Source organism: Cytobacillus sp. FSL R7-0696 (assembly GCF_038006865.1).
GTDB lineage: Bacteria > Bacillota > Bacilli > Bacillales > Cytobacillaceae > Cytobacillus > Cytobacillus kochii.
This window is the reverse complement of sequence record NZ_JBBOWA010000001.1, coordinates 1,977,574-2,000,837: the sequence shown is the minus strand read 5'-3', so window position 1 is coordinate 2,000,837 and position 23,264 is coordinate 1,977,574. Positions and strand designations below refer to the sequence as shown.

Genomic DNA, 23,264 nt, shown 5'->3' with positions numbered 1-23,264 from the left:
TCCGTCCTTTAATGGGTCACTGCCTGTTTAATTATCGAATCAGGATCAACCTTAATGGTCTTAATTTTATTTTTCAGAAGTTGGTAAAATAAATTTTTAGGACCTACAACATATACCTCTTTGATTCCGAGAGATTCCATCTGTTTAGTTACTAAGTCCCAACGTACAGGGAGGTCATATCCTTCCGACATCATCACTTTTAATTGCTCTGACTGATTAATTAATCTTCCATCTACATCCGAGATGATGGGTAGAGTAGGCGGCTTAAATTGAACATTAGCAAAAACTTCCCTTTCTACATCTAGTCGTAAAGGAGTTAATATCTCACTATGGATGGGGTGTCCCATAGTATGAAGAGAAAAACACTTTGGCTTATTATTCAAGGTTCTTTTTAATAGATCAATTGTAGAAGCGCTACCGCAAAAACACATTACACTCTCCATATTTCCAACCAATTCTAAAAAGTGCCCTTTAGACTTGAAATCCTCAATAATTTTATTGGACTCATTCAATGAAAGATTATAAACAAAGTGAGTTTTGAAATCCCCCAGCCGTTCATACCATTCACCTGATAATTTATTGGATTCTTTTGTTATCCACACAGCTTCTTTATAAGAAATGCTTTTCACGTAAATCGCTGCAACAATTCCACCAAAACTCGGACCAATGACCACTTGAGGAGAAAGGCGATATTCCTCATAGAAATGGTCTAACATTGCCATTGTATTGGCAAGGAAGGCACATTCCATAATTACGTAATCTTTATCTCCTACATTTTTGAAAGCCTCAGTCAATGAAAAACCTAAAACCTCACTCGCCTCTTCAAATCTTCTTTTTGAAAATGGGCTATTTTGCATAAAAGTTTTAATATCTTCGTAGTATGATGGTGCTAAACCGGGAAATACTAGACCTATCATCTTTTAACCTCCAATAGACGAACTACTTCTTGTACATATTTTATTGATCTCCTCCGCCACAAGATATGATTCCACTTCAAAATCAATATCCGTAAATTGTAGTGATTTGGCTACAAAATTCCCAGGGCCTACCACAATCAACTTTTGCACATTATTTTCTGCTAAAAACTTTAGCGATTGATACCATTGAACAGGTTTGGTGTACTGATTAACCAACTCATTCGCTATCTCTTTCCCGGTATATAAGGGCGTGGCAGTTACGTTACTAACCAAAGGTTTAATGGGATTCACCGGCTTGATCATGGGCATGAATTCATTCTCAAATCTCTCTTTGACAGATTGAAGAAGAGAACAATGACCTGGTGGTCCATAAGGGATTGTGATTCCAAGGCCCCCAAGTGGTGATATTTTGCTACTTAGCTCCTCAAGACTTTTGGTATCTCCATTAACAATCATTTGATTGGAAGTTCCGTACATACATGGTTCTAGCGTACAGCCTTTATTACGTAATTCAGCAATATGGTAATCCAGTACCTCGGTATCAATGTTGTAGAAGAAATAAACTCCATTGCCCTTATTACTCTTCTCCTCAGCCTCCATTAAGCACATAGCTTGAATCATTTTAACAGTATCTGTAAAATCTAGACTTCCACTACAATGAATAGCATTTACTTGGCCTAGACTTGGACCTAAATAAAAATCTGGCTGACTAATTTCATTTCTAATCAGCTTATATAAAGCTGAACTGATTGTTACAATGCTCGTTCGGGCAATATCCCCACGATTTGTCATGGCCTCATTTTCTAAAAAAAAACTTTTTGCTAAGTCTATACCGATAATGTCACTTGCTTGTTCAAACTGTTCTCTTACTATAGGGAAACAATCATATAAATTTTTGAAATCGCCCTTTTTAAGTTTCATTAAAGGGGGAAACAATATGGCTGTTCTCAATTTTTCTACCTCCATCCATTCACATTAGTCCTCCATCAACGACTAATGTTTGCCCCGTGATATAACTTGATTTGTCTGAAGCAAGAAATGATACAGCTTCAGCAACTTCTTTTGCAGTCCCTAATCTGCCCATGGCGATTTTCTTTCGAAACTCAGTCATCTGCTTTTCTGGAATTCGATCTACCATTCCAGTTTCTTCAATATATCCTGGAGCAACTGCATTCACCCTGACATTATAAGGGGCATACTCCTTTCCAAGTGAACGTGTTAAACCAATTACTCCCGCTTTACTTGCGCTATATGCACTTAGTCGTTCTATTCCTACCAACCCTGAAAGGGATGATATATTAATAATTGAACCGCTTTGTGCTAACAACATGTGAAAAGAAACGGCATGAATGCAATTAATTGTTCCCATAATGTTGGTGTCCACAATCTCTTTCCACATCTCTACCGGGTTACTTGGAATTAATGCACCACCAAAACTGATTCCCGCGTTATTAACAAGTACATCAATTCGCTTATGCGTGGATATTATATTTTGAAAAACATTTTTGACCATTTCAATATCATTGACATCCAGTTTTTCAAAAAACACACGCTCATGACCCGTTTCTTTTTTTATCTCCTCAACTACTTGTTTGATTTCTGATAAAGAAGATCGATATAGCATGATTACAGTTGCACCTAATTCAGTAAAATGCCTTGACATACTTTTTCCTATTCCTTTTGAAGCTCCTGTTATGACTACTACCTTTTCACTCCACATTAACGCCAACACCTTTTACCAAACTTGGAAAGCACTCATCCTTCCATTGATGATTGAGATATTCATATAATTCTTTTCTAGTTTTCTCCTTTTCACTTTTGGGGATCATATCCTCTGGCAGATTCCCCTCATCTTGAGAGTAATATTCCTCCCTCAAAATAGAAGAAACCACAGCATCATGATACTCTCCATCTAAGAAGAAATAGTCACGTAGCACCCCTTCTATTGTGACTTTATTTTTTATTAGAAAACGAATAGTCCTCAAGTTGTATAAACCATTAATGAATTGAACTTTGTGAGCATTTTTAAAATGAAATAAATAATCTAAAATCAATAATGAGGCTTCTGCCCCGTAACCCATATCCCATAAATCGGGATTTCCTATTACACCACCAAGTAAATAACTTCCTTCATACTTCTGAGGCTGCCAGGAAATAAATCCTATCTTTTCATTGTCATGTGTAAGCACTGTGGCATAATTTGTATTCCCTGTTCTAATATCAGCCTTAATGTCCTCCAATGTGGCAAAGTCTTGGGCTCCTCTCGCCAATGCACTTACTTTTGATGGACAAACCCATTTTGAGAACAACTTAAAATCTTCTTCTTCAAGAGCCTGTAGTTTAACAAAATTACCTTTCATAATTTCCTCCTAATCGTATTTATTAAGCTCATCATAAAATAGGAGTGGGTCAAAAGAACCCGTAAATCACGCAAATGTAAGTCGTCTTCTTACATTCTCCTATCTTAGTTCTGTGTTACTAGTTGGGATGTGTATACTGTATAAATAAAGTGGAGGTGAACCTCACTTTTGAACTATTTCCCTCTATTTTTTCCATAAAAAAAAGTCTGACATTTGGTCAGACTCTATGCATATACCGTTTGAACTTTTCTTATACTTATTGATTGATTCTGCAATAGTATGGCCTTCGTCATCTTAACCGCCAGACCCACTCTTGAGTTTACTTTTAATTTTTGCATACTAGATGTAATATAGTATTCAACTGTCCGCTTACTTAAATACAAAGTATCTGCGATTTGTTGATTGGTTTTATCATTTATTAACTCTTCTACGACTTTTAACTCCATTTCAGTTAAAATCGTAGGTATATACTTCAACTCTTCGTCAAGATCAAACGGAATTTTATTAGCCATTAAAGGAAAGATATATTGCTTTAATGCTGTCGAAAAGTAAAAGCCGCCCTTTTCTATCATTTCAATAGCAAAATGTATCTCTTCTGGTTTTTCCTTTGAAACGATTCCTTGGACATTACTTACAACAGAGATTAAATGCTGCTCCCTTTTTCCAATTAATACAATGCTAGGAACTTTATTTTCTAGAAGACTGTCTATATAAATGCTTTTAACTTTATTAATAATTGCCAAGGAGAATCCCTTTAAAAATAGTGGATCTTGTAAAAGATTTTCATTGTTTAAGTAATGAAGCTGATATTTGTCCTTATTCAATAATACGGAATGTATCGAGCCTTTTTTGAACGCCTTCTCTTTCCCCACAATCAAAACTTTTTTAGGCTTCATAACTTTTTCTCCTAGTGATGGCCTGGGATAGGTTTATCTTCGAATATACCTATACCGATGTTATCAGCACCATTACTTTGTACTACTTCAGATTTAATCACTCCATTAAATACGCCTATAGTAAGTAGTAAACCAACAATAAATTTATTTAGGACTTTCATCCTCTTTTTCCCCTCCTTTTGATTATCTAATACCATTATCACCCAAAAATTTGTTAAAATGTATATGTATTTACGCAATATTTAGACATATTTCATTAGGAGGATTGGTCTTTTGGAGAAAACAGGTGAAAAAATTGCCTATTATCGAAAGAAAAACGGGTTTTCTAGGCAATATTTAGCTGATAATATATGTGATGAATCCACTTTATATCGTATCGAAAAAGGACAGCAACTGCCTAGATTGGATATACTGAAAGAGATCTGCATGAAACTTAATATCCCTATTGAATACATTTTATCAGATAATGATGAAGCAGAACTTATATCCTACGTACAAAAATTTAAGAGGCTTTGCCGTGAGAGTCTCTATCAATTAGATTTTATCACTTTACAATACCACTATGAAGAGGCAAAAAATTTCTCTAATAACAACCCTTTATTAAACAACCGACAATTCCTCAGATTTCTAAGCTGGATTGAGGCAGTTCTTTATCATAAACGAGATCAAAACCCTGAAAAGGCTGAAATACTGCTACGAAAACTCATCCAAAACGGTAAAATTATTAACGAAATAGATATTAATATAACGAATTCTCTTGGATTATTACTCTTGGAACAAAATAAATTAAAAGAGGCTCTTCGTCTTTTTAGCTCGTCATACAAAGCTTTAGAAAATAGTCCCTATATTGAGGATAAGTCCCTCTTCCCTAGAGTAGCCTATAATCTGGCCTGTCTTTACTATGAAAATCATAGAGATAGTGAATGCTTTGATATTTGTTATCGCCTAGAGTACTACTTACAATCTAATCACTTATTTTATTGTGCAGGAGAAGTAAGATATCTATTGGGCATTCTACATAAGCGAAAAAACGATTTAGATATCGCCCAACAATACTTCGATGAAGCAGTAAATATATTTTCTTTTGAAAGGAAATATGCTTTCTGTAGCCAATCACTACACTCCCTTGCAGAAATTCACTATTTAAAAGGGGATTCCAGAAATGGTGAGTTACATGTTAACAAAGCATTAAGCATAGCAGATTCAATTAATGATCAAGAAATATCTAACGCCATCAAAAAAGAAATAAAGCATACTAAAAAACAGTATGCTAGTAGGATTTAATAATAGTAGAGTGTAGTATCTCTTTTATGATCTTAATTGTTGAAGTGATATCGTCATCTGTAATATGTCTATGAATAACCGCTCGTATTCTACCATATCCCATCTCAGAAAATATTACATTATTTTTTTCTGCAGCCTCAAGAAATGACTTCCAAGTGAAATTTTCATTATTGATTTTGAACATGATTATATTTGAATGTACATCCTTTGTTTCAACCTCAATCCCATCAATCGCTTCTAATTCTTTCGCAAGTCTTTTCGCTTTCTGATGATCTTCTGTCAGTCTATCTATCATGGTTTGAAGGGCCACCAAGGCGGGAGCTGCTAAAATTCCCGCCTGGCGCATTCCTCCACCCAACATTTTTCTAATTCTTCGTACTTCGTTAATGTGTTGTTTTGTTCCTGATACAATCGAGCCTACAGGTGCCGATAATCCTTTTGATAAACAAAATTGTAAAGAGTCCACATGCTGTGTAATCTCTTTTATATCGACACCCAATGAGAGAGCTGCATTAAAAACACGGGCCCCGTCCATATAGATAGGAATATGATTTTCATCCCCAAAACGCTTTATCTTACTTAAGTAATCTAAGCTTAACGCTTTCCCTCCACACCTGTTATGTGTATTCTCAAGACAAATTAATGCCGGCAGAGCAAATTGAGGATCGTTCTTATCAATTGGAATTGCGTTGGCTAAATCTTCTATAGAGAGACTTCCATCTGACTGTGTACGAATAGGTTCGTACATAATCCCCCCGCAAACGGAAGCTCCTCCAGCTTCAAAAATATAGATATCAGATTCATCGCCAACAAGTGCTTTTGTTCCTCTTGGGCAGTATGCCATGATAGATGCTAAATTCGCCATTGTACCACTTGGCATAAAGCAGGCCGCTTCTTTCCCTGTTAACTTTGCAGCAAATTCTTCAAGATGATTTACTGTTTCATCCTGCCCATAGACATCATCACCTAGCTTTGCTTCTTGTATTGATTGCATCATGGCATCTGTTGGCAACGTAATTGTATCACTTAAATAATTGATCATGTACACACTCCTCAATTCGCATTGATTGTTCAAAACCATCCAATAAACATTTCATTTCACTATAAGTTTGTGAGGCTACCACCATATAACCTATTCGGCCATACGCATTTTCCGCTTTCTTTACATAGTCACCAGGTACTTTAGAATAACGAATCTCTTTTATATCACTATGAGATGTAACATTATGCCATTCTTTTATTTCCCCTGACACACTAGGCACTAAAAATTTGATACCTGCAGTTAAAGACTTTTTTTTCTCAATTATCGGTTCAATTCCTGATGCATTCTTTAATTGTTCTTTAAGCAGATCCACTCCAGTTGCATATTTTATAAGTTCAGGTATCATACCTCCTGCAAGTCTCCCATTAAACTCCACTAAAAATACTTTATTATCTTTTATCTTTATCTCTAGATGAGCAGGTCCTGATTTCCAATGTAAACTTTCAAGAATAAGTAAAACCCCTTTTTCAATTATTCCTTTAAGATTTTCATCTATCCTAGCTGGAAATACATGACCACTTTCTATAAAAAAATCGCCCTTCTTTAATTGTTTTTCTGTCACTCCTATCAGATGATGTTTACCTTTAACGGAAAAAACTTCTACGCTGTATTCTTGCCCTTCTATATACTCTTCGATCAAAGCTCCTTGTTTTTTCATTTGACCTCTGACATTATGAGTAATTCTCATTATCTCTTTTGCATATGCAGATAATGATGGATAGTCCATACATTTACGTACGAAATTGGACCCGCTATCATCAATTGGCTTTACAATGACTGGATAAATAAGTTCACCTTTTAATAATTCTAAGTCTTGCTCTGATTCTACTAATCTAAAATATGGTTGATAGACTTCTGAGCATTCTCTTAATACCTGTCTAACAGCAGACTTATTTCTTACAATTTCGATTGTATCCGGCGAATTCCCAGAAAAATGAAAAAAGCGATTCAAACATGCGACAGTATAAATATAAAATTCACTTGTTGTTGTAATACCTGCAATCTCTTCTATTGCAAAGTGATTCAAAATTGTATGTTTCAAACCTTCTAAATCATTCGTTTCTGCTATAACAACCTCACAATCAATTAATGTCAATTGCTCATAACGGCTAGAATTATTTGTTATGAACACTGGCCTTAACCCTAGTTCCACCGTTTTTTCCAGTGCCAGCATTCCTGTACCAGTCGTATTAGATTCAATAAACAGCAACTTCTTCATTCACTTTCTCCCCTCGATTGATATGGGTATATGACCAATTACACACATCCTTAATATCCTTTTCCTCGACAGGATTCATGTTTAAACAATTGCTGAAGATACCGTGTTTCCTTAAATACTTCTCATCATATATTGAATGAAAATAGCGATCCCCTCTGTCTGGAAAAATGCCAACAATCACATTGTCTTTGTTGACTTGTGTACTTAGCCATCTACTTACAGCATAAACACTCCCCGAGCTATTTCCAGCAAATATCTTCTCATGTCTAGCAAGTTCTAGAGTCCATGAAAAAGCTTCCTGATCATTCAGCCAATGCACACTATCTATTATGGAGTAATCAACATTTTGCGGCTTCAAGCTATTCCCCAATCCTCCTTGCAGTCTGTGGGGCTGATCTTTTTGTTGGAAAATCGCACTTCCTACTGCATCTACTGCAATAACCTTTAATGAGGGATTCTCCTTTTTTAAAGCTTTAGCCGTTCCACATAAGGACCCTCCACTTCCCACTGCCGCTACCAAATAATCAACTCTACCGATATCATTGATTAAGTCATTGGCCAAATCCTCATAAGCAAGGGGGTTATTAGGATTTTCATATTGTCTTGGCCAAAAGGCATTGGGATGGGATTCCATAAAGCGATGAAGGTAATTAAGTCTCGCCCTTTGCCACCCTCCCTCCTCTTCCATTTCTTTTACAATATGAACATGGGCTCCCAAAGCCTTCATTTTTGCCAACGTTAACTGATCAATACGTGGATCCGTAATAATATGCACATCATAGCCGAGATACGTTCCTACTAATGTAACTCCCATAGCCAATGTACCTGAAGAACTTTCTACAATGACGCCTCCAGGTTTTAAAATTCCCGCATTGATTGCTTCATAAATTGCCTTTTTTGCTACTCGATCCTTCATACCAAAAGGATTATTCATCTCTAACTTTGCATAAACCGGTGCGACACTATTTGCTTCAAGCCGTAGCCTGACTGCTGGTGTCCTACCTATCAGATTGATCATACTATCATTCACCAAAGCCACCCCCCGCCTTCTCTTGTAGAGGGTAGGGAGTGAAAGACTTCAGCACTTAGTCCAAAGGATTTAAACTTTTCAATACCCTTTTTCAATTTATCTATATAATTGGGATCCGTATCCGATAGTAAAACTCCAATATAAGTACCACTATGAGCTGTAACTATACCAATCCCTCCTATTTCTTGATTAATTCTTTTCATTTTATCTATTAACAATTTCGGTCTAACCTTTTGATTCATCTCTGTACTTCTTGTCGCTACCTGCCCCAGTAAGTTCACATCGCCTACTACAATAGCACCTTCTGCCTGTTGTAAAAGACGTTCATATTCTACCTTTTCTTTTTGATTAAATGGTTTAATTTGGTGGTTGAACTCAATTGTATCTACTACCCCACCTTCATCAATTGCAAGAACGGTTAATGGTGGACAACTACCAAAGTTGCCTCTGATCTTAACTTCGCGATGGTAATAAGACACAACGCCTTCATACATTATGCCATCGGAGGGCTCAATTCTTCTCATCATCTCTTCTAAAAGATAAATAGGAATCTTAATTGGGTAACAGTCTTCTATTGCCCTTATAGCTGCCACCATATCAGCAGTCGAGCTCGCCAACCCTTTCCCCTCAACAAGCTCACTATCTATTTCCAGTCTTCCTCCTGTAGGTAAGTTAAAATAAGACAAAATATTAATAGCTAATTGTCTAGTTTTTTTCTTATGGGGAGGAAAAACTTCTAACTCTTGAGCAGATGGGGATGAGTTAAAATAGCAAGTCGAAAACCGATTAATCGGAAAAGTGACTAAAAATTCCTGATTATCTGGTAGGATCCCTTGTAGGAATTCTCCAAAGGTACCACATGCTCTACCAACACCGGTAATCACTTCGTTATCACATACCATTTTGGCTTCCTTAATCATTTACATTTTCCTTTCCGGGCACCCATTTATTCAATCTCTGCTTTGCCTCGGTCACCTTTTCTGTTATCCGATTAAAACGACGAATAAACTCTGCGTTTTGCCTTTTCTGACACTCTATGATTTCATTTACTTCTTCAGGATGAACAGAGCCGGCTGTAATTTTTACTAACAAAGCCTTTTCTGGGTCAAATATATCAACTAAAGTAGCTTGATTCATCTGAAGCTGTTTATAGCCATACCGCTCGCAGACTTGTGATAATAATAAAATAGGTAGTTTTTTTGGCGCAATTCCCTCATTGATTGCTAAGGTGATGAATTCACCTGAAATGACTTGGGCCTTACGATAAGGAATGCCTTCTTTAGCTGATAAATAATTGGCTAACGTAAATCCACCAAGGTAATCCTCTTCACATCTTTTTTTCATCTTATTTATGTTGAAATCAATATTCTCAAAAATAAGTAGCAGAAGATCAGCAATGTCATTTGCTGTTTGGAAAAGCCGTGGAAGGTTGCTCGATGATTCCTTTGAAACCTCCACTAGATTACTAAAGGGTGTATTCCGTTGACCCAACATAAAATCCTGATAATAACTAATTAGATGACTTGTTTTTCCTCTAATTCTCTCTAGTATAGGAAGATTTCTTTTTTGTGGCATGGAGGAAGAGATACCTACTAGTTCATCAGGAAAATGAAGGAATTGATATTCACTACTCCCCCAGTTCATCATATCTGTCATGAAACGGCTCATATTCACACCAAAGAATGCCAGACTCTCTCCTATTTCTAAGATCCAATCCCGTGATGCCACACATACTAAAGCATGTCCACCAAATGAATCGAAACCTAGATCATTTGCCATCATTTCCAAATCCCATGGATACTCCTGACCTGACATTGCCCCAGAGCCTAATGGACAACTTTCATTTATAGACTCCAAACAAAGAACCATTTTCTCTAATGTCTTCTGTATATGACGGCTTATGGCAGTCAGATAGAATCCTACACTCATCACCTGCGCCGTTTGAAAGTGTGTATAGCCTGGCATAATCGTCCTTTTGTACTTAGAAGCCAGTGCCCATAACTCTATCAAGAGCTTTTGAAATTTTTGAATGAGACTGATCCATGAATCCCTTGCATACATTAACTGTCCGCATGCCTGTAAATCATTTCTGCTTCTGTCTAAATGCCAATTTAATACTGGCTTACCCAAGTTCTCATCAATTGCCTTTTCAATAGAAAAGGCAATATCATTCATATTAGAATAGGCGCTTTTAATAATATTTTCTTTTTGTACAGATTCTACGCTTTCTAAGAGTTTTACAGCATCTGTTGTATTAATTAAATTCATTTCTTCATAAGATTTTATGAGCACTTTTTCAATAGAAAGATAATGTTCTAGATAGTTTTCTGACTCAAACAATAGCTGCGGATATAATATAAGCTTATTCATGATTTCATGCGGGGGACTCTTGACTCTTCCTGTCATTCTCAATTTGCTTCATCTCCTTTAACGATAATAATTGATCCATCATTGTTCCTATTACTACAGAATGTGGAGATTCCAGTAAATTATTATGATTACCATCAACTGGTATGACCGTTACCTTGCCTAACGTCCTATTCCGCCAAATGTTTTCATCTACAAGTGCATGAGGCTGAGTCTCATCAATCTTTTGACATTTAAAAAGAATTAAATCTGAAGTAATTTCTTGAACAAACTTATACGACTCACATGCAATGTTATTCTGCCCCATTACTTCAATGATTCTTTTGACATCCTCTTGTTCTGAGCCTTTAGGTAGTACACCTTTTCTAATCGCTCTCTCTAAGACTTCTGCATATTTATCCTTATTTGAAAGTTGACTAAATGCCTCTAAGTCCATCCCTAAACTATGTGCCCATACGATCAATGGATCCCTATTAGTTACTGACTGCAAGTTATGAAAAGGGTGAGCATCAAAAAGTATCACTGATGACACATGATAGTTTCGCTCTTCTAATATTCTTGCCATTTCTACCGCAATTGTCCCACCCATGGACCAACCAGCTATTCTGTACGGACCTTCTGTTTGAATTTTTAATACTTCCTCCACATATTTAACTGCCATTTCTTGTATAGTACTTAATGGTTGCTGATTATCTCCATATCCAATGGATTCTATTCCATATATAGTAAGATTTATAGACATATCTTTCACGAGAGGCATATAACAGAGTGCCCCCCCACCTCCAGGATGAATCAAAAATAATGGGGGGTGAGTTGTATCTGATTGCTTTAAAACAACTACATTATTATCAACTTTCACTTTGTTGCCATCTTCAATAAATTCACTCAATTGTTCAATCGTTCTATACTTAAATAAATCAGAAATCGTCATACTGATATTAAACTCTTTTCGAACGGCAGCAACTACTTCAATGGCTTTTATACTGTAACCACCGAGATCAAAGAAATCCTCTTTAACCCCCAATTCTTTAATACCTAATACCTCTTGCCAAATGTGACAAAGTTTGATTTCCACATGGCTCTTTGGCATTAACTTCACTTTGCTCACAAGGTCATTTCGCTCAAAAGGCAATTCGTTGACGAGAAGTTTACCATTTGAGGAGAGGGGAATTTCATCCACCCAAACAAAGGATGCTGGTACCATATAATGCGGAAGCACTTGTTGCAGTCTCCGTTTTATGTTTGCAGCTATTATTTGACTATCTTTATTTTTAACAAGAAAAGCATAGATTTGATTTTCTCCATTATTTATATGTGTAACGACTGCAGCATCTGTTATCTCAGGGTAATCTAGAATTGTACTTTTTATCTCGTTTAATTCTATTCGAAAACCTCTAATCTTTACTTGGGAATCCTTCCTTGATATAAACAAAAACTCATTGTTTGCCAGTTGCTTCACAATGTCCCCTGTTTTGTAAAACATTTGATTTTTTCCACTTACATCTAAAGTAATAAATGTGTTTTTTGTTAACTCTTCATTGTTAATATACCCCTGTGATACACTTGGACCACCAATAAACAATTCTCCTTCAACGCCTTTAGGAACGAGTTGAAGATTCTCATCTAATACTATTAGTTGGTAACCTCCAAAGTTTTTCCCTATTGGCATCGTTACGTTAGGGTATGTTTTACTACATATATGATAACTTGCCGCAACAGTCGCTTCTGTTGGCCCATATAAGTTGACTAGTGTTGCATCGATATTAATCGACCCATAGAATTTTTCTACTATTCTCCTATTGAGTGCTTCACCTCCTGTGAAAACCAGTCGAAGCGAGTCATTATTATTAAATAGAGATTGATCATTCAATTTATCTATTAAACTATGAAACAGCTGTGCTCTCGTGACTCTTTCTTGATACATTAAATTCGCTAAATAAGCGATATCAAATTGATTCTCTTGTTTCGTGAGAACCAATGTACCTCCTCCTATCAGCGAACCAAATATTTCGGTTATTGACGCATCAAAAGTAAAATTTATGTTTTGTAAGACCCTTTCACTTTCTTGATAAGGAAACACTTCTAAGTAATCATCAATATGATTGAGCAATGATGCATGTGTAACTTTAACTCCTTTTGGTTTGCCGGATGAACCCGATGTATATATTACATATGCTAGCATCTCATCTGGAGGCAATTCCTTTAAACACAGGAGTGGTTTATCCAGCTCTGATTGCATTGCCTCTTTTATGTTTATAATCTGATAAGGGAACCCATGTTGATTCACTACTTTATCAGTCAACAAAAGCGGGGCATTTGCATCACTAAGCATATAATTCATCCTGTTTACAGGAAGCGCTGGATCAATTGGTAAATACGCACACCCACTTTTGATAATTCCCAATATTGCCGCTATTTGATCTAAAGTCCGACTCATCGAAAGACCTATTATGCTCCCTTGTTTACTACCGTTTCTTCTTATTATGGCTGCAATCTGATTACTCTTTCTCTCCAATTCTGCAAAAGTATAACTGCCTGAATCTGTTTTGACAGCGCAGGCATTTGGCTTATAAAGAGAGTGATAGGCAATCCTATCATGGATATAAGATGGCGGCCTTCCCTTCATATTAAAGCTTGTTAATTCGGCAATTTCATGTTTACTCATAAAGCTCAATTTAGATATTGGCTTATTAGGATCCGCCATAATATCTTGAACTAATTGAATATAATGATTAATGAACCTTTCCATTGATTGCTTGCTTAAAATATCAGGGTTGTACTCAATTTCTGCATATGCTTGATTTCCTTCAGCATTTATATACAGGACCTTATCAAACTTTGATGTACCTGTATTAATTTTTTCATACTCGACCTTTAAACATTGTTCACCTTCTGTTCCTTGCTCATGGTAAGTAAATAGAACCTGAAATATCGGATGATAAGAGTTTTCCCTTTTGGGGTTAACCTCTTGGACAATTCTCTCAAATGGAACCGTACTGTTTTCGTATACATTTAGAAAAGATTTGATTGTCTTTTTCAATACGGATGAAAATTTACTATAGGGTTTTAAAGACATACGGATAGGAAGTGTATTAACAATAAATCCAATCATATCTTCGGTAAATGCTGCTTTTCTATTAGATATTGGACTACCTATGACAATATCTTTTTGACCGGTATATCTATAAAGTAAAATAAAATAGGCTGCCATAAAAAAGGCGTTCATTGTGGATCCACTCTTTTGAGTATACTCCCTTACCTTTCCTACCAACTCGTTAGGAAAAGATAGCCTAATATTGTTGCCGCTGTAGGTTTGTTCTCTTGGTCTTGGGAAATCAGCTTGTAATTGTAAAAAGGGAGAAGCATCTTTCAAGTATTCCTTCCAGAAGCCAATACTCTGTTCTAGTTTCCCATCAAGAAGTGACTCACTTTCCCAATTAGCAAAATCCGCATAGTGATATTCAGGATCGCTAATTTGAAGCTCATCCCCTTTTTCTAAGTGTGTATATATATTTAGTAGTTCTTTTTTGAATATATCTAAGGACCACGCATCATAAATAATATGGTGTACATTAAAAAGAAAGTAATGAAAATGCTCATCGATTTTAATTAATTCAAAATTAATGAGAGGACCCTTTTCGATATCAAATGCTTTTTTTGCAAAGCTCTGTATATACTCTTCTAACTTTACTTCTTCTTCAATTTCTTGCTTATTTTTCATTATCAATTTAAAAGTTGGAGAAGAGACAGAAACTTTTTGTACTGGCTCTCCATCCACTTCAAGAAATGTCGTTCGAAATATTTCATGCCTTTCAATCATTTTCATAATTGAAAGTTCTAGTATGTTTTCATTTAATCTACCACTAAGTTTAAAGATAAAAGGAATATTATAAGTTGGACTCTTTTGAAATAACTTTTCAAAATACCATATTCTCTTTTGTCCAAAAGAAGCCGGGAGAAGATACACATTTTCTTCTAATGACTCGTCCATTTTTTCACTCCTTTCCACTATAAGTAACTGTTCTTTTTATTCGCTCAACTTTTCTCACAGCTACGGTCTTATTATCACTTTGACCTGCTTTTAGAGAAAGATAGGCCGTTAAGCTTCGTATCGTAGGGTATTTAAAAATATCAATTAAGGATAAATCCTTGCCGATTTCATCTTTTACAGCGGCAATCATACGTACAATTAGCAAAGAATAGCCACCCAATTCAAAGAAATTGTCATCGGGACGTATCACTTTTCCTGGTAGAAGATGATCCCATATTCTTTTCATATCCTTTTCCATTTTTGTTTGAAAAGAATAAGAGCCCGTGTGTTCCTGTTGACTAGACCAAGCCATTAACTTCAATACATCTACTTTTCCATTTTTCGTAACAGGAATTTCTGGTATGGATATAAATTTGTTAGGTATCATCGACAATGTCAGTACTTCTCTCAACCGAATCCGTAGTTCATTCGGATTAAACATTTCCTTGTTTACTACGACAAAAGCAATTAAGTGAACATCGGCATCTGTATTTACATCTATTACTGCACAATCAGTAATTTGAGTTTCATTAACAATAGCCGCTGCTACTTCATTCTTATCTACTCTTACACCTCTTATTTTTATTTGATGATCTTTCCTACCCAAAATCTCAATTAATCCATCTGGACGATATCTCCCCAAATCACCTGTCCTATATAACACATCATCTGAAGAACCTGACCATTTATGTTGTTCAAATATCTTGTCTCGGGAATTAATATAGCCCTTAGACATATAAGGTGTTCTTATTGTAATTTCACCCATTTCACCAACTCCACATTGATCACCACTTTTATTCACAATAAGAAGTTGAGCATCAGAAATAGGGCTACCAATAGGCATTACTGTATTACTTTGTAATGCTGAATCGATGGGACAACTGCTCTTGGCTAAAGTTGTTTCCGTTTGACCGTAAAAATTATTGACCTGGGCACATGTTACCTCTCTCCACTTCTCTACCAAATAATCAGGTAACGGTTCACCGGCAAAAAATATGTGCCTTAATGAAGGCAATTTTATCTTCAAACCGCTTCTAAACCAGTGCATGGTAATAGACGGGACAGCGTGAAGGAGCGTGATTTTTTTCTCATTGAGCCAATGAAAAATATCTTCCTCCTCATCCTCTACAGGTACACAAACTGTAGATCCACTTGTTAACGGTAAAAATATATCACGTAAGTATACATCAAACGTTGTATGAGTCAGCTGGGCACTTCTATCTTCATTACTGACACTAAAATGGTTTCTTTGCCAATTGAGAAAATGTGAAAGGCTATTATGAGATCCTAATATTCCTTTCGGTTGACCTGTAGTACCTGAAGTAAAGAATATATAAGCATTGTCATGATTGATAGGTTTCATACTTCTTGAATTCTCCAACCTATTAACAAACTCATCTACATGGTATGTAGCGAGAGTACTAATTGAAAAAACGCTCTGATGAATGCCTAAATTGTCAGTAAGAATAATTGCCTTAGCTTTCGACTGCTCAATCATTTGAGTAACCCGTTGTGCAGGTAGGTCATTATCAATATTTAAAAACGTTCCGCCTGCCTTTAATACACCTACGATTGTGCCTATCATCGAATAACTTCTTTTGCCTTGAATAGCAATAACATCCCCTGGTTTAATGCCACATCTTCGTAAACCAATGCTCACTTTATTAGAATAATTAGATAATTTCGTATACGAGTAAAATTTATTACCTTCTTCCACGGCGATTTTCTCGGGCGTGTTCTTTGCCCAATATTCAACCTGTTCGGTAACAGAAGGATAGCTTTTTTTGTACAGTGGTTTCTCTGGGTTAGGTAATATTTTTTTTGATTTTCCCGTCATTAAACTCGGTTGTAGGATCGATTGTTCTTTGTTAGCGATAAAAGTATTTAATAGACTCAAGTATTGTTCAAAAAAGTCTTCCATTCGCTCAACTGAAAATAAATGATTTTGATAAGCTATACTGAATTTAAATTGATCTGCTGTCTCTTCAATATATAAAGTCATCAGGAATTTAGACGTTATATCCGCTACTTCTAGTTCAGCTATTTCCTCACCATGAACGCTGAACGTTTTTTGCTCTTCAAACTTCCGATAATTTATTAAAATGTCAAATAGCGGATTCCGGTCTATATTTCTTTCAGGTTGAACAGCCTCAACAATTTGTTCAAAAGGAATATCTTGATTTTCGAATGCGCCCAAGACAATTGCTTTTGTCTTCATTAAAAACTCGGTAAAACTCAAATGCTCATTGATATCCGCTTTAAGTGGTAGCGTATTTAAATATAACCCTACTGCCTTTTCTAATTCGGTATTACTTCTATTAATAATCGGTGTACCTAGAGTAATTTCCTTTTGCCCACTTAAGCGGGATAAAAGAACATAAAATGCACTCAAGAAAAACATAAATGGGGTTACTTTATTGCTTCTAACAAAAGCCCTAATTTCATTGGCTTTATTCAAATCAATTTTTTTGTGAATCGTATGATTATATCTTGTGTTATTTTCTAAATGATCCATTGGAAGCTGAATAATTGGAATATCTTCATTAAATATCTTTTTCCAATATTCTAGTTGATGTTGGATTTTACTCTGCTTATTAGACAACCAATAAGTATAATCTAAATACTGAATTGGCTCTTCTGCAAAACAATCCTCATTCCCCATATAAACTTGAATAAGCTCATTTTTTAGTACATTTATAGACCAACCGTCACAAATAATATGGTGAAGTATTAGTACGAAGATATCTCGTTCCTCACATCGCAAAACACTTCCTCTAATTAACGGCGGGTCTTCTAGGTTAAATTTCATTTTCATCTCAAGATTAATGCACTCTTGTAAAGTAGCCTCACTTGCCTCTATAACCTTCACACACTGTTCATATCCAGGAATGACCTTCTGAAAAGGAAAACCATCGATTTCTAAAAATTGAGTCCTCAATGATTCATGCCGAATAATAAGTTTGTTTATTGCATCATTTAAACGATTTATATCAAACCTGCCAGTTGATTTTAAGATAAGCGGAAGGTTATAACTCGTATTATCTGTATTTAATTTTTCTAAAAACCAAATTCTTTGCTGTGCATCAGTCAAAGGATGCCAATCTTGTCTATCTGCTACCTTAACAATCGGTGACAATTCTGAAATAGAAGTAGAAGCTTGAATCAAATTGGATAATTGTTTAACTGTAGGATTTTCGAATAATGATCGTACGGTTAAAGAGATTTGAAAGGCTTTGTTTATTTGCGAGATAATCTGTACGCCTAATAAGGAATGGCCGCCTAATTCAAAAAAATGATCATTCAGTCCAACAGAATCAATGCCTAATCTTTCACTCCAAATATCTGCTACTTTCTTCTCTATCTCACTTTCAGGGATTGCGTAATCCTGATTAATCATAAGATGTTCCGCATTGGGTTGAGGAAGAACTTTTCTGTCTACTTTTCCATTTGCATTCAGCGGAAAACTCTCTAACTTCATATAATAGGCAGGTATCATATAAGAAGGTAAGTGTTCTGTTAGATGTTCTCTTATATCAACAGCCTGTTTATCTTCACCTACATTTAAAATGTAATAACAACTTAATTGCTGTCCATTTGCAGTGACAATGGCTTCTTTTATAAAATCTAAAGCTGCAATACTACTTTCTATCTCTCCAAGTTCTACTCTCATTCCTCGAATTTTAATTTGATTATCATCTCTTCCGAGGAACATAATCTCGCCATGTTCATTTAAATATCCTCTGTCCCCTGTTCTATACATCTTCTCCCCTTCAAAAAAAGGATCAGCAACAAAGGACTCATTTGTTTTTTTAGGGTCATACAAATAGTCTCTGGCAAGACCAATGCCAGCTATATAAAGGTCTCCTGGAACCCCATATGGAAGTAGATTTAATTGATGATCAAGCACGTATACCCGATTATTATCAATAGGGCGTCCAACTGATACAATATCTGTTTCAAATTCGTCATCAGGCGTGCAATCATAGCACGTTGAATCAATAGATACCTCTGTTGCTCCCCAGGAATTAAATAATTTACCAGGCATTTTTTCGTAGAATTTTTTGACCAATGAAGCCTTTAATGCCTCACCACTAGATACAACAACCCTTAAATTAGATAATTTCTCTTTCTGCAAAGGTGTGATTTCCTCAATAACCATCTTGAGCATACTTGGCACAAATTGTAGCAGAGCCACCTTGTATCGTATTGCATATTCGATAATACTTGTCGGTTCACGATGTGCACCTGCAGGAATGAATGCGACTGCTCCTCCTATCATCAATGGCCAGAAAAACTCTACTGCTGAATCATCGAAAGTTAAAGTTGTCTTCTGCAAGGCTACTTCATTTTCTTGTAGTTTATGTTTATTTTGCATCCAACACATACGATTAACCCAACCCCTATGTGTACTACTCACTCCTTTAGGGGCGCCAGTGGATCCCGAAGTATAATATACAGATACCAAATGATCTGGAGATATTTTCACCGTTGGCTTTTCACTCTTGTAGGTACTGAAAGAATCTATTAATTCATATTCTATAAATGTAGTATTTGTAGCTGCTAATCCCTTTTCATCTGTGATACAAACAATTGATTTAGCACTTTTCAATAAACTATACACACGTTGTACAGGTGCTTCCTTATCGATTGGCAAATAGGCGCCTCCTGCCTTTAAAATACCAAGCATAGCAACCACAAGCCCCAAGGACCTATCCATCCTTAACCCTACCGGTTGATCAGGTTTCACACCTCTTTCTATCAGAACATGTGCTAATTGATTGGCGCGCTTATCTAGTTCTTCATAAGTTAAAATCTCATTCTCAAAGATTGCTGCAGTAGCAGAAGGCGTTTTTTTGACCTGTTCTTCAAAAAGCTCATGTAGGCAACAGTTAGGAAAATCCACCTTCGTATTATTTAAATCTACTATTAACTCCCTTTTACTCTCTTCCTTGATGATAGAAATATCTTTAATTTTGATCTGCGTGTTTTCCATCACCGATTGAAGGATTTGAAGAAAGATATTGTTATATTGCTTCATAATCTTTTCACTAAATAAATCACTTCTATATTCCCACTTGCCTAGATATTCTGCCCCTTCTTTTTTAATAAATAATGTTAAATCGAATTTCGATAAACCATTAAAAACAGATTTAATGGGGCTGAGGTTTAAATCTTCAACTGTAACATCTGTATTTGGCATTTCTTCAAAAGCAAACATATATTGAAAGAAAGGACTTCCAAACAACTTCCTATTAGGCCTAACCTCTTCAACAACCTTTTCAAAAGGAACATCATCATTTGAAAACACATTCATCGCTTTATTTTTTATCTGCTTTAAGAATTGTTCAAAGCTGTTATCATTATCTATTTCATTTCGTATCACAACCGTATTAACAAATAAGCCAATAATGTCTTCAAAATTTGCTTGCTTTCTTCCGGCCACAGGGGACCCTACAGAAATATCGTGTTCACCTGAAAGTCTATGTAGAAATATAATATAAATAGCCAAAAATACAGTGTACACCGTTACATCCTTATGCTTGCAATAGTTTTTTAGCTCCTTTATTATTCCTTCTGGTAATGAAAAGGTAATTTCTTCTCCTTGCATTGAATTGGATTGCTTTTGCTTACCAGCTGATAAGTTTACTATCGGTTGCTCTTTTTCTAGTTCCTTTTTCCAAAAAGCAAGTTGCTCATCCATATATGGCTGATTCCAATGGGCAGATTGCATTGAAATATAATCTTGGTATGTTACCTTCGTTTTTTCTTTCAATTCTTTTTCTTGCATAAATGATTGATAATGTCTAAAGAGCGCTTGAATAAAAACATGATCAGACCAACCATCTGAAATGATATGATGGAAATTAAAATAAAAAATATGCTTATTTTCTGCTAATTTATAAAGCTTGAATCGAAAAACCCTTTCTTTTTGTATATAGAAAGGAATTTTTGCATCGATTTTCATAAAATTAACTGCCTGTTCTCTTGCCAATTCTAATGGATAGTCTGACAGATCAACTTCCGATACAGTTATACCTTCAATGACATCTTTATATTGGTAAGGTTCTCCATCCTTGTCACCAAACCGGTAGGAAAAAATATCATTTTCTATACATGTTTGATGGAGACTCGCCTTTAAACCAGCAGTATCCAAGAGCCCATTGATTTCTATATAATGAGGTAAATTATATAGAGGACTGTCACCATCCAATTTATTTAAAAACCATAAACGTTTTTGTGCATCAGATAGGCAAGATGCTTCGCCTTTCTGTACTTCTTTGCATGCCAACTCCTCATTTTTACCATCCTGATACTTTTCATTTATGAGAATAGATAATTGTCTTATCGTCTTTGCTTCAAAAACATCTTTTAAAGTAAGGAAAAGGTTAAATGTTCCATTAATTCTTCCTACTAACCTTGCTACGAAAAGAGAGTTACCACCTAATTTGATAAAAGGCGTATCCATATCAACAACCTCTAAGCTTAGAAGTTGTTTCCAAATCGCAGCCACCTTTTCCTCTGTTACATTGGTAGGGACACTTTCTATATTGCTTCTATAAGGCGTTGGTAGCTTCTTCCTATCCACTTTTCCATTTAATGATAATGGGATAGATTCCACTTCTATAAATACGGAAGGAATCATATGTTCAGGCAACTTAGTATTAAGATCATCTCTCAATTCAGACTCCTCGAGCACAAAACCTTTACTAAATTGCACATATGCTACTATACTCATTTCTCCAGATTGGTCCCACGGTGTTGCTATGCACCTTTTTATTTCTTTTCTTTTTTCTAGAGAAGCTTCAATTTCTCCGAGTTCAACTCGAAAACCACGAACCTTTACTTGAAAATCTTTTCTCCCTATATATTCTATTGCTCCGTCTGACCTTTCCTTACACCAGTCCCCTGTTTTATATAAACGACCCCTCTCTTTATTCGGATGATGTATAAAGGAATGTCTAGTTAATTCCTCTCGATTGTAATAACCTCTTGCAAGGCCAATCCCTCCGATATATAATTCCCCAGTCTCTCCAGGAACAACTGGTGCGAGGTTTTCGTCTAAAATATATAGTTGAGTATTACTTATCGGATAACCAATAGGTACAACTCTTTCACTTTCATCACCTGTACACTTCCAAAATGAAACATCTATTGCTGCTTCTGTTGGACCATAGTAGTTATATAAATTGGTGTTTTCATATTTAGAAAAGAAATCTAATTCAATTTTCTTTGTTAGGGCTTCACCACTGCAAATCACCCTTTTCAATGATGTTTTCTGTTTAGCTGGAATTACTTCAAGAAAGACAGATAACATAGACGGGACGAAATGTATGGTTGTTACGTTCTGTTCTTTAATTAAATTCAACAAGTAAGTGGGATCTTTATGTCCTCCTGGCTTAGCCAATACGATAGCAGCACCGGTCATTAATGGCAAAAAGATTTCCCATACTGAAACATCAAAACTGTACGGGGTTTTCTGGAGTACTCTATCGGCCGTTCCTAAGACATGTTCATTCTGCATCCACTGTAAGCGGTTGTTTAATGCTTGATGTGTATTTGCCACTCCTTTAGGTTTCCCTGTTGAGCCCGAAGTGTAAATAATATACATTAAACGATTATTATCTCCTTGTACCAAAGGGGATTCTCCAGAGTGAACTTTCCATTTCTCCTCATCTACTAGAATTTTTTTATCTATTAATTTATTCATTGCTATAAATAAGTTTTCTTTTTCTTTTGAGGTAATTAAAAATGGCGAATGAATATCCTCCACCATATATGACAGCCTATCTGATGGATAATCTGAATCTAACGGCACATAAGCGCCTCCTGCTTTTAAAATACCTAAAAGCGTGATTACCATATTAAAGGAACGATCTAAACATACAAGTACAGGTTCTTCAGGCTGAAGACCTTCACTGAGTAGATAATTTGCCAACTGATTTGCTTTTTGATTTAAATCAGCATATGACATAGCTTTGTTTTCAAAAATAATTGCAGGAAGGTTAGGTGTTTGAATCGCTTGCAATTCAATTAATTCATGTATACATTTATCACTATTCGGAAAATTTATTTCAATTGATGATGAACCCTTCTTCGTTATATCCATAATCCACCCTCC

The 23,264-nt window shown here is 35.7% G+C and carries 14 protein-coding genes; 1 reads left to right on the top strand and 13 read right to left on the bottom strand.

Annotation, left to right across the window (positions count from 1 at the left end; all coding sequences use genetic code 11):
- Nucleotides 1-8: 8 nt before the first annotated feature.
- The 6 genes from MKX29_RS10380 to MKX29_RS10355 form a co-directional block, all read right to left on the bottom strand.
- Nucleotides 9-917, bottom strand: a complete 909-nt coding sequence (locus MKX29_RS10380) for a hypothetical protein (RefSeq protein ID WP_224936813.1) — start codon at nt 915-917, stop codon at nt 9-11.
- Between the two features lie 3 nt (nt 918-920).
- On the bottom strand, nt 921-1,868 hold the full coding sequence (locus MKX29_RS10375) for an ACP S-malonyltransferase (RefSeq protein WP_224936814.1): 948 nt from the start codon (nt 1,866-1,868) through the stop codon (nt 921-923).
- 19 nt (nt 1,869-1,887) lie between these two features.
- Nucleotides 1,888-2,637, bottom strand: a complete 750-nt coding sequence (locus MKX29_RS10370) for an SDR family NAD(P)-dependent oxidoreductase (protein WP_341105385.1) — start codon at nt 2,635-2,637, stop codon at nt 1,888-1,890.
- The gene (locus tag MKX29_RS10365; RefSeq protein WP_095371516.1) at nt 2,627-3,277 is read right to left on the bottom strand and encodes a GNAT family N-acetyltransferase; all 651 of its coding nucleotides are present in this window, start codon (nt 3,275-3,277) and stop codon (nt 2,627-2,629) included. Before MKX29_RS10365 ends, MKX29_RS10370 begins: the two co-directional genes overlap by 11 nt.
- A 224-nt stretch (nt 3,278-3,501) precedes the next feature.
- Nucleotides 3,502-4,173: a response regulator transcription factor gene (locus MKX29_RS10360; RefSeq protein WP_224936816.1), complete on the bottom strand. Its 672-nt coding sequence runs from the start codon at nt 4,171-4,173 to the stop codon at nt 3,502-3,504.
- Between the two features lie 11 nt (nt 4,174-4,184).
- On the bottom strand, nt 4,185-4,334 hold the full coding sequence (locus tag MKX29_RS10355; protein ID WP_224936817.1) for a hypothetical protein: 150 nt from the start codon (nt 4,332-4,334) through the stop codon (nt 4,185-4,187).
- A 112-nt stretch (nt 4,335-4,446) separates the two neighbouring features.
- Between MKX29_RS10355 and MKX29_RS10350 the strand changes: the two genes are divergently transcribed.
- Entirely contained in the window at nt 4,447-5,457 is a 1,011-nt protein-coding gene (locus tag MKX29_RS10350) for a helix-turn-helix domain-containing protein (protein ID WP_341105381.1), read from the top strand.
- On the opposite strand, the gene MKX29_RS10345 is transcribed toward MKX29_RS10350, so the two are convergent.
- The 7 genes from MKX29_RS10345 to MKX29_RS10315 are packed head-to-tail and all read right to left on the bottom strand — an operon-like array spanning nt 5,444 to nt 23,252.
- Nucleotides 5,444-6,499 (bottom strand): GntG family PLP-dependent aldolase, encoded by a 1,056-nt coding sequence (locus MKX29_RS10345; protein WP_341105379.1) that lies wholly within the window; start codon nt 6,497-6,499, stop codon nt 5,444-5,446. The two genes, MKX29_RS10350 and MKX29_RS10345, sit on opposite strands and share 14 nt — an antisense overlap.
- Nucleotides 6,480-7,718, bottom strand: a complete 1,239-nt coding sequence (locus MKX29_RS10340) for an ATP-grasp domain-containing protein (RefSeq protein WP_341105377.1) — start codon at nt 7,716-7,718, stop codon at nt 6,480-6,482. Before MKX29_RS10340 ends, MKX29_RS10345 begins: the two co-directional genes overlap by 20 nt.
- Nucleotides 7,696-8,751: a PLP-dependent cysteine synthase family protein gene (locus tag MKX29_RS10335; protein WP_341108248.1), complete on the bottom strand. Its 1,056-nt coding sequence runs from the start codon at nt 8,749-8,751 to the stop codon at nt 7,696-7,698. The genes MKX29_RS10340 and MKX29_RS10335 overlap by 23 nt, the downstream gene beginning before the upstream one ends.
- Nucleotides 8,745-9,668 carry a GHMP family kinase ATP-binding protein gene (locus tag MKX29_RS10330; RefSeq protein WP_224936822.1) on the bottom strand — a complete coding sequence of 308 codons (924 nt, stop codon included), beginning with the start codon at nt 9,666-9,668 and terminating at the stop codon, nt 8,745-8,747. Before MKX29_RS10330 ends, MKX29_RS10335 begins: the two co-directional genes overlap by 7 nt.
- Entirely contained in the window at nt 9,661-11,154 is a 1,494-nt protein-coding gene (locus MKX29_RS10325; RefSeq protein ID WP_341108246.1) for an argininosuccinate lyase, read from the bottom strand. The genes MKX29_RS10330 and MKX29_RS10325 overlap by 8 nt, the downstream gene beginning before the upstream one ends.
- A complete protein-coding gene (locus MKX29_RS10320; RefSeq protein ID WP_341105375.1) occupies nt 11,123-15,106 on the bottom strand; it encodes an amino acid adenylation domain-containing protein in 3,984 nt (1,327 codons plus the stop codon). Before MKX29_RS10320 ends, MKX29_RS10325 begins: the two co-directional genes overlap by 32 nt.
- A 4-nt stretch (nt 15,107-15,110) precedes the next feature.
- Nucleotides 15,111-23,252 carry a non-ribosomal peptide synthetase gene (locus MKX29_RS10315; protein ID WP_341105373.1) on the bottom strand — a complete coding sequence of 2,714 codons (8,142 nt, stop codon included), beginning with the start codon at nt 23,250-23,252 and terminating at the stop codon, nt 15,111-15,113.
- Nucleotides 23,253-23,264 lie beyond the last annotated feature (12 nt).

What these genes read in the sequence shown, in the direction of transcription:
- MKX29_RS10380 (WP_224936813.1), bottom strand. Translation starts at nt 917, where the DNA reads ATGATAGGTCTAGTATTTCCCGGTTTAGCACCATCATACTACGAAGAT.
- MKX29_RS10370 (WP_341105385.1), bottom strand. Translation starts at nt 2,637, where the DNA reads ATGTGGAGTGAAAAGGTAGTAGTCATAACAGGAGCTTCAAAAGGAATA.
- MKX29_RS10360 (WP_224936816.1), bottom strand. Translation starts at nt 4,173, where the DNA reads ATGAAGCCTAAAAAAGTTTTGATTGTGGGGAAAGAGAAGGCGTTCAAA.
- MKX29_RS10325 (WP_341108246.1), bottom strand. Translation starts at nt 11,154, where the DNA reads ATGACAGGAAGAGTCAAGAGTCCCCCGCATGAAATCATGAATAAGCTT.
- MKX29_RS10365 (WP_095371516.1), bottom strand. Translation starts at nt 3,277, where the DNA reads ATGAAAGGTAATTTTGTTAAACTACAGGCTCTTGAAGAAGAAGATTTT.
- MKX29_RS10315 (WP_341105373.1), bottom strand. Translation starts at nt 23,252, where the DNA reads ATGGATATAACGAAGAAGGGTTCATCATCAATTGAAATAAATTTTCCG.
- MKX29_RS10320 (WP_341105375.1), bottom strand. Translation starts at nt 15,106, where the DNA reads ATGGACGAGTCATTAGAAGAAAATGTGTATCTTCTCCCGGCTTCTTTT.
- MKX29_RS10355 (WP_224936817.1), bottom strand. Translation starts at nt 4,334, where the DNA reads ATGAAAGTCCTAAATAAATTTATTGTTGGTTTACTACTTACTATAGGC.
- MKX29_RS10345 (WP_341105379.1), bottom strand. Translation starts at nt 6,499, where the DNA reads ATGATCAATTATTTAAGTGATACAATTACGTTGCCAACAGATGCCATG.
- MKX29_RS10340 (WP_341105377.1), bottom strand. Translation starts at nt 7,718, where the DNA reads ATGAAGAAGTTGCTGTTTATTGAATCTAATACGACTGGTACAGGAATG.
- MKX29_RS10330 (WP_224936822.1), bottom strand. Translation starts at nt 9,668, where the DNA reads ATGATTAAGGAAGCCAAAATGGTATGTGATAACGAAGTGATTACCGGT.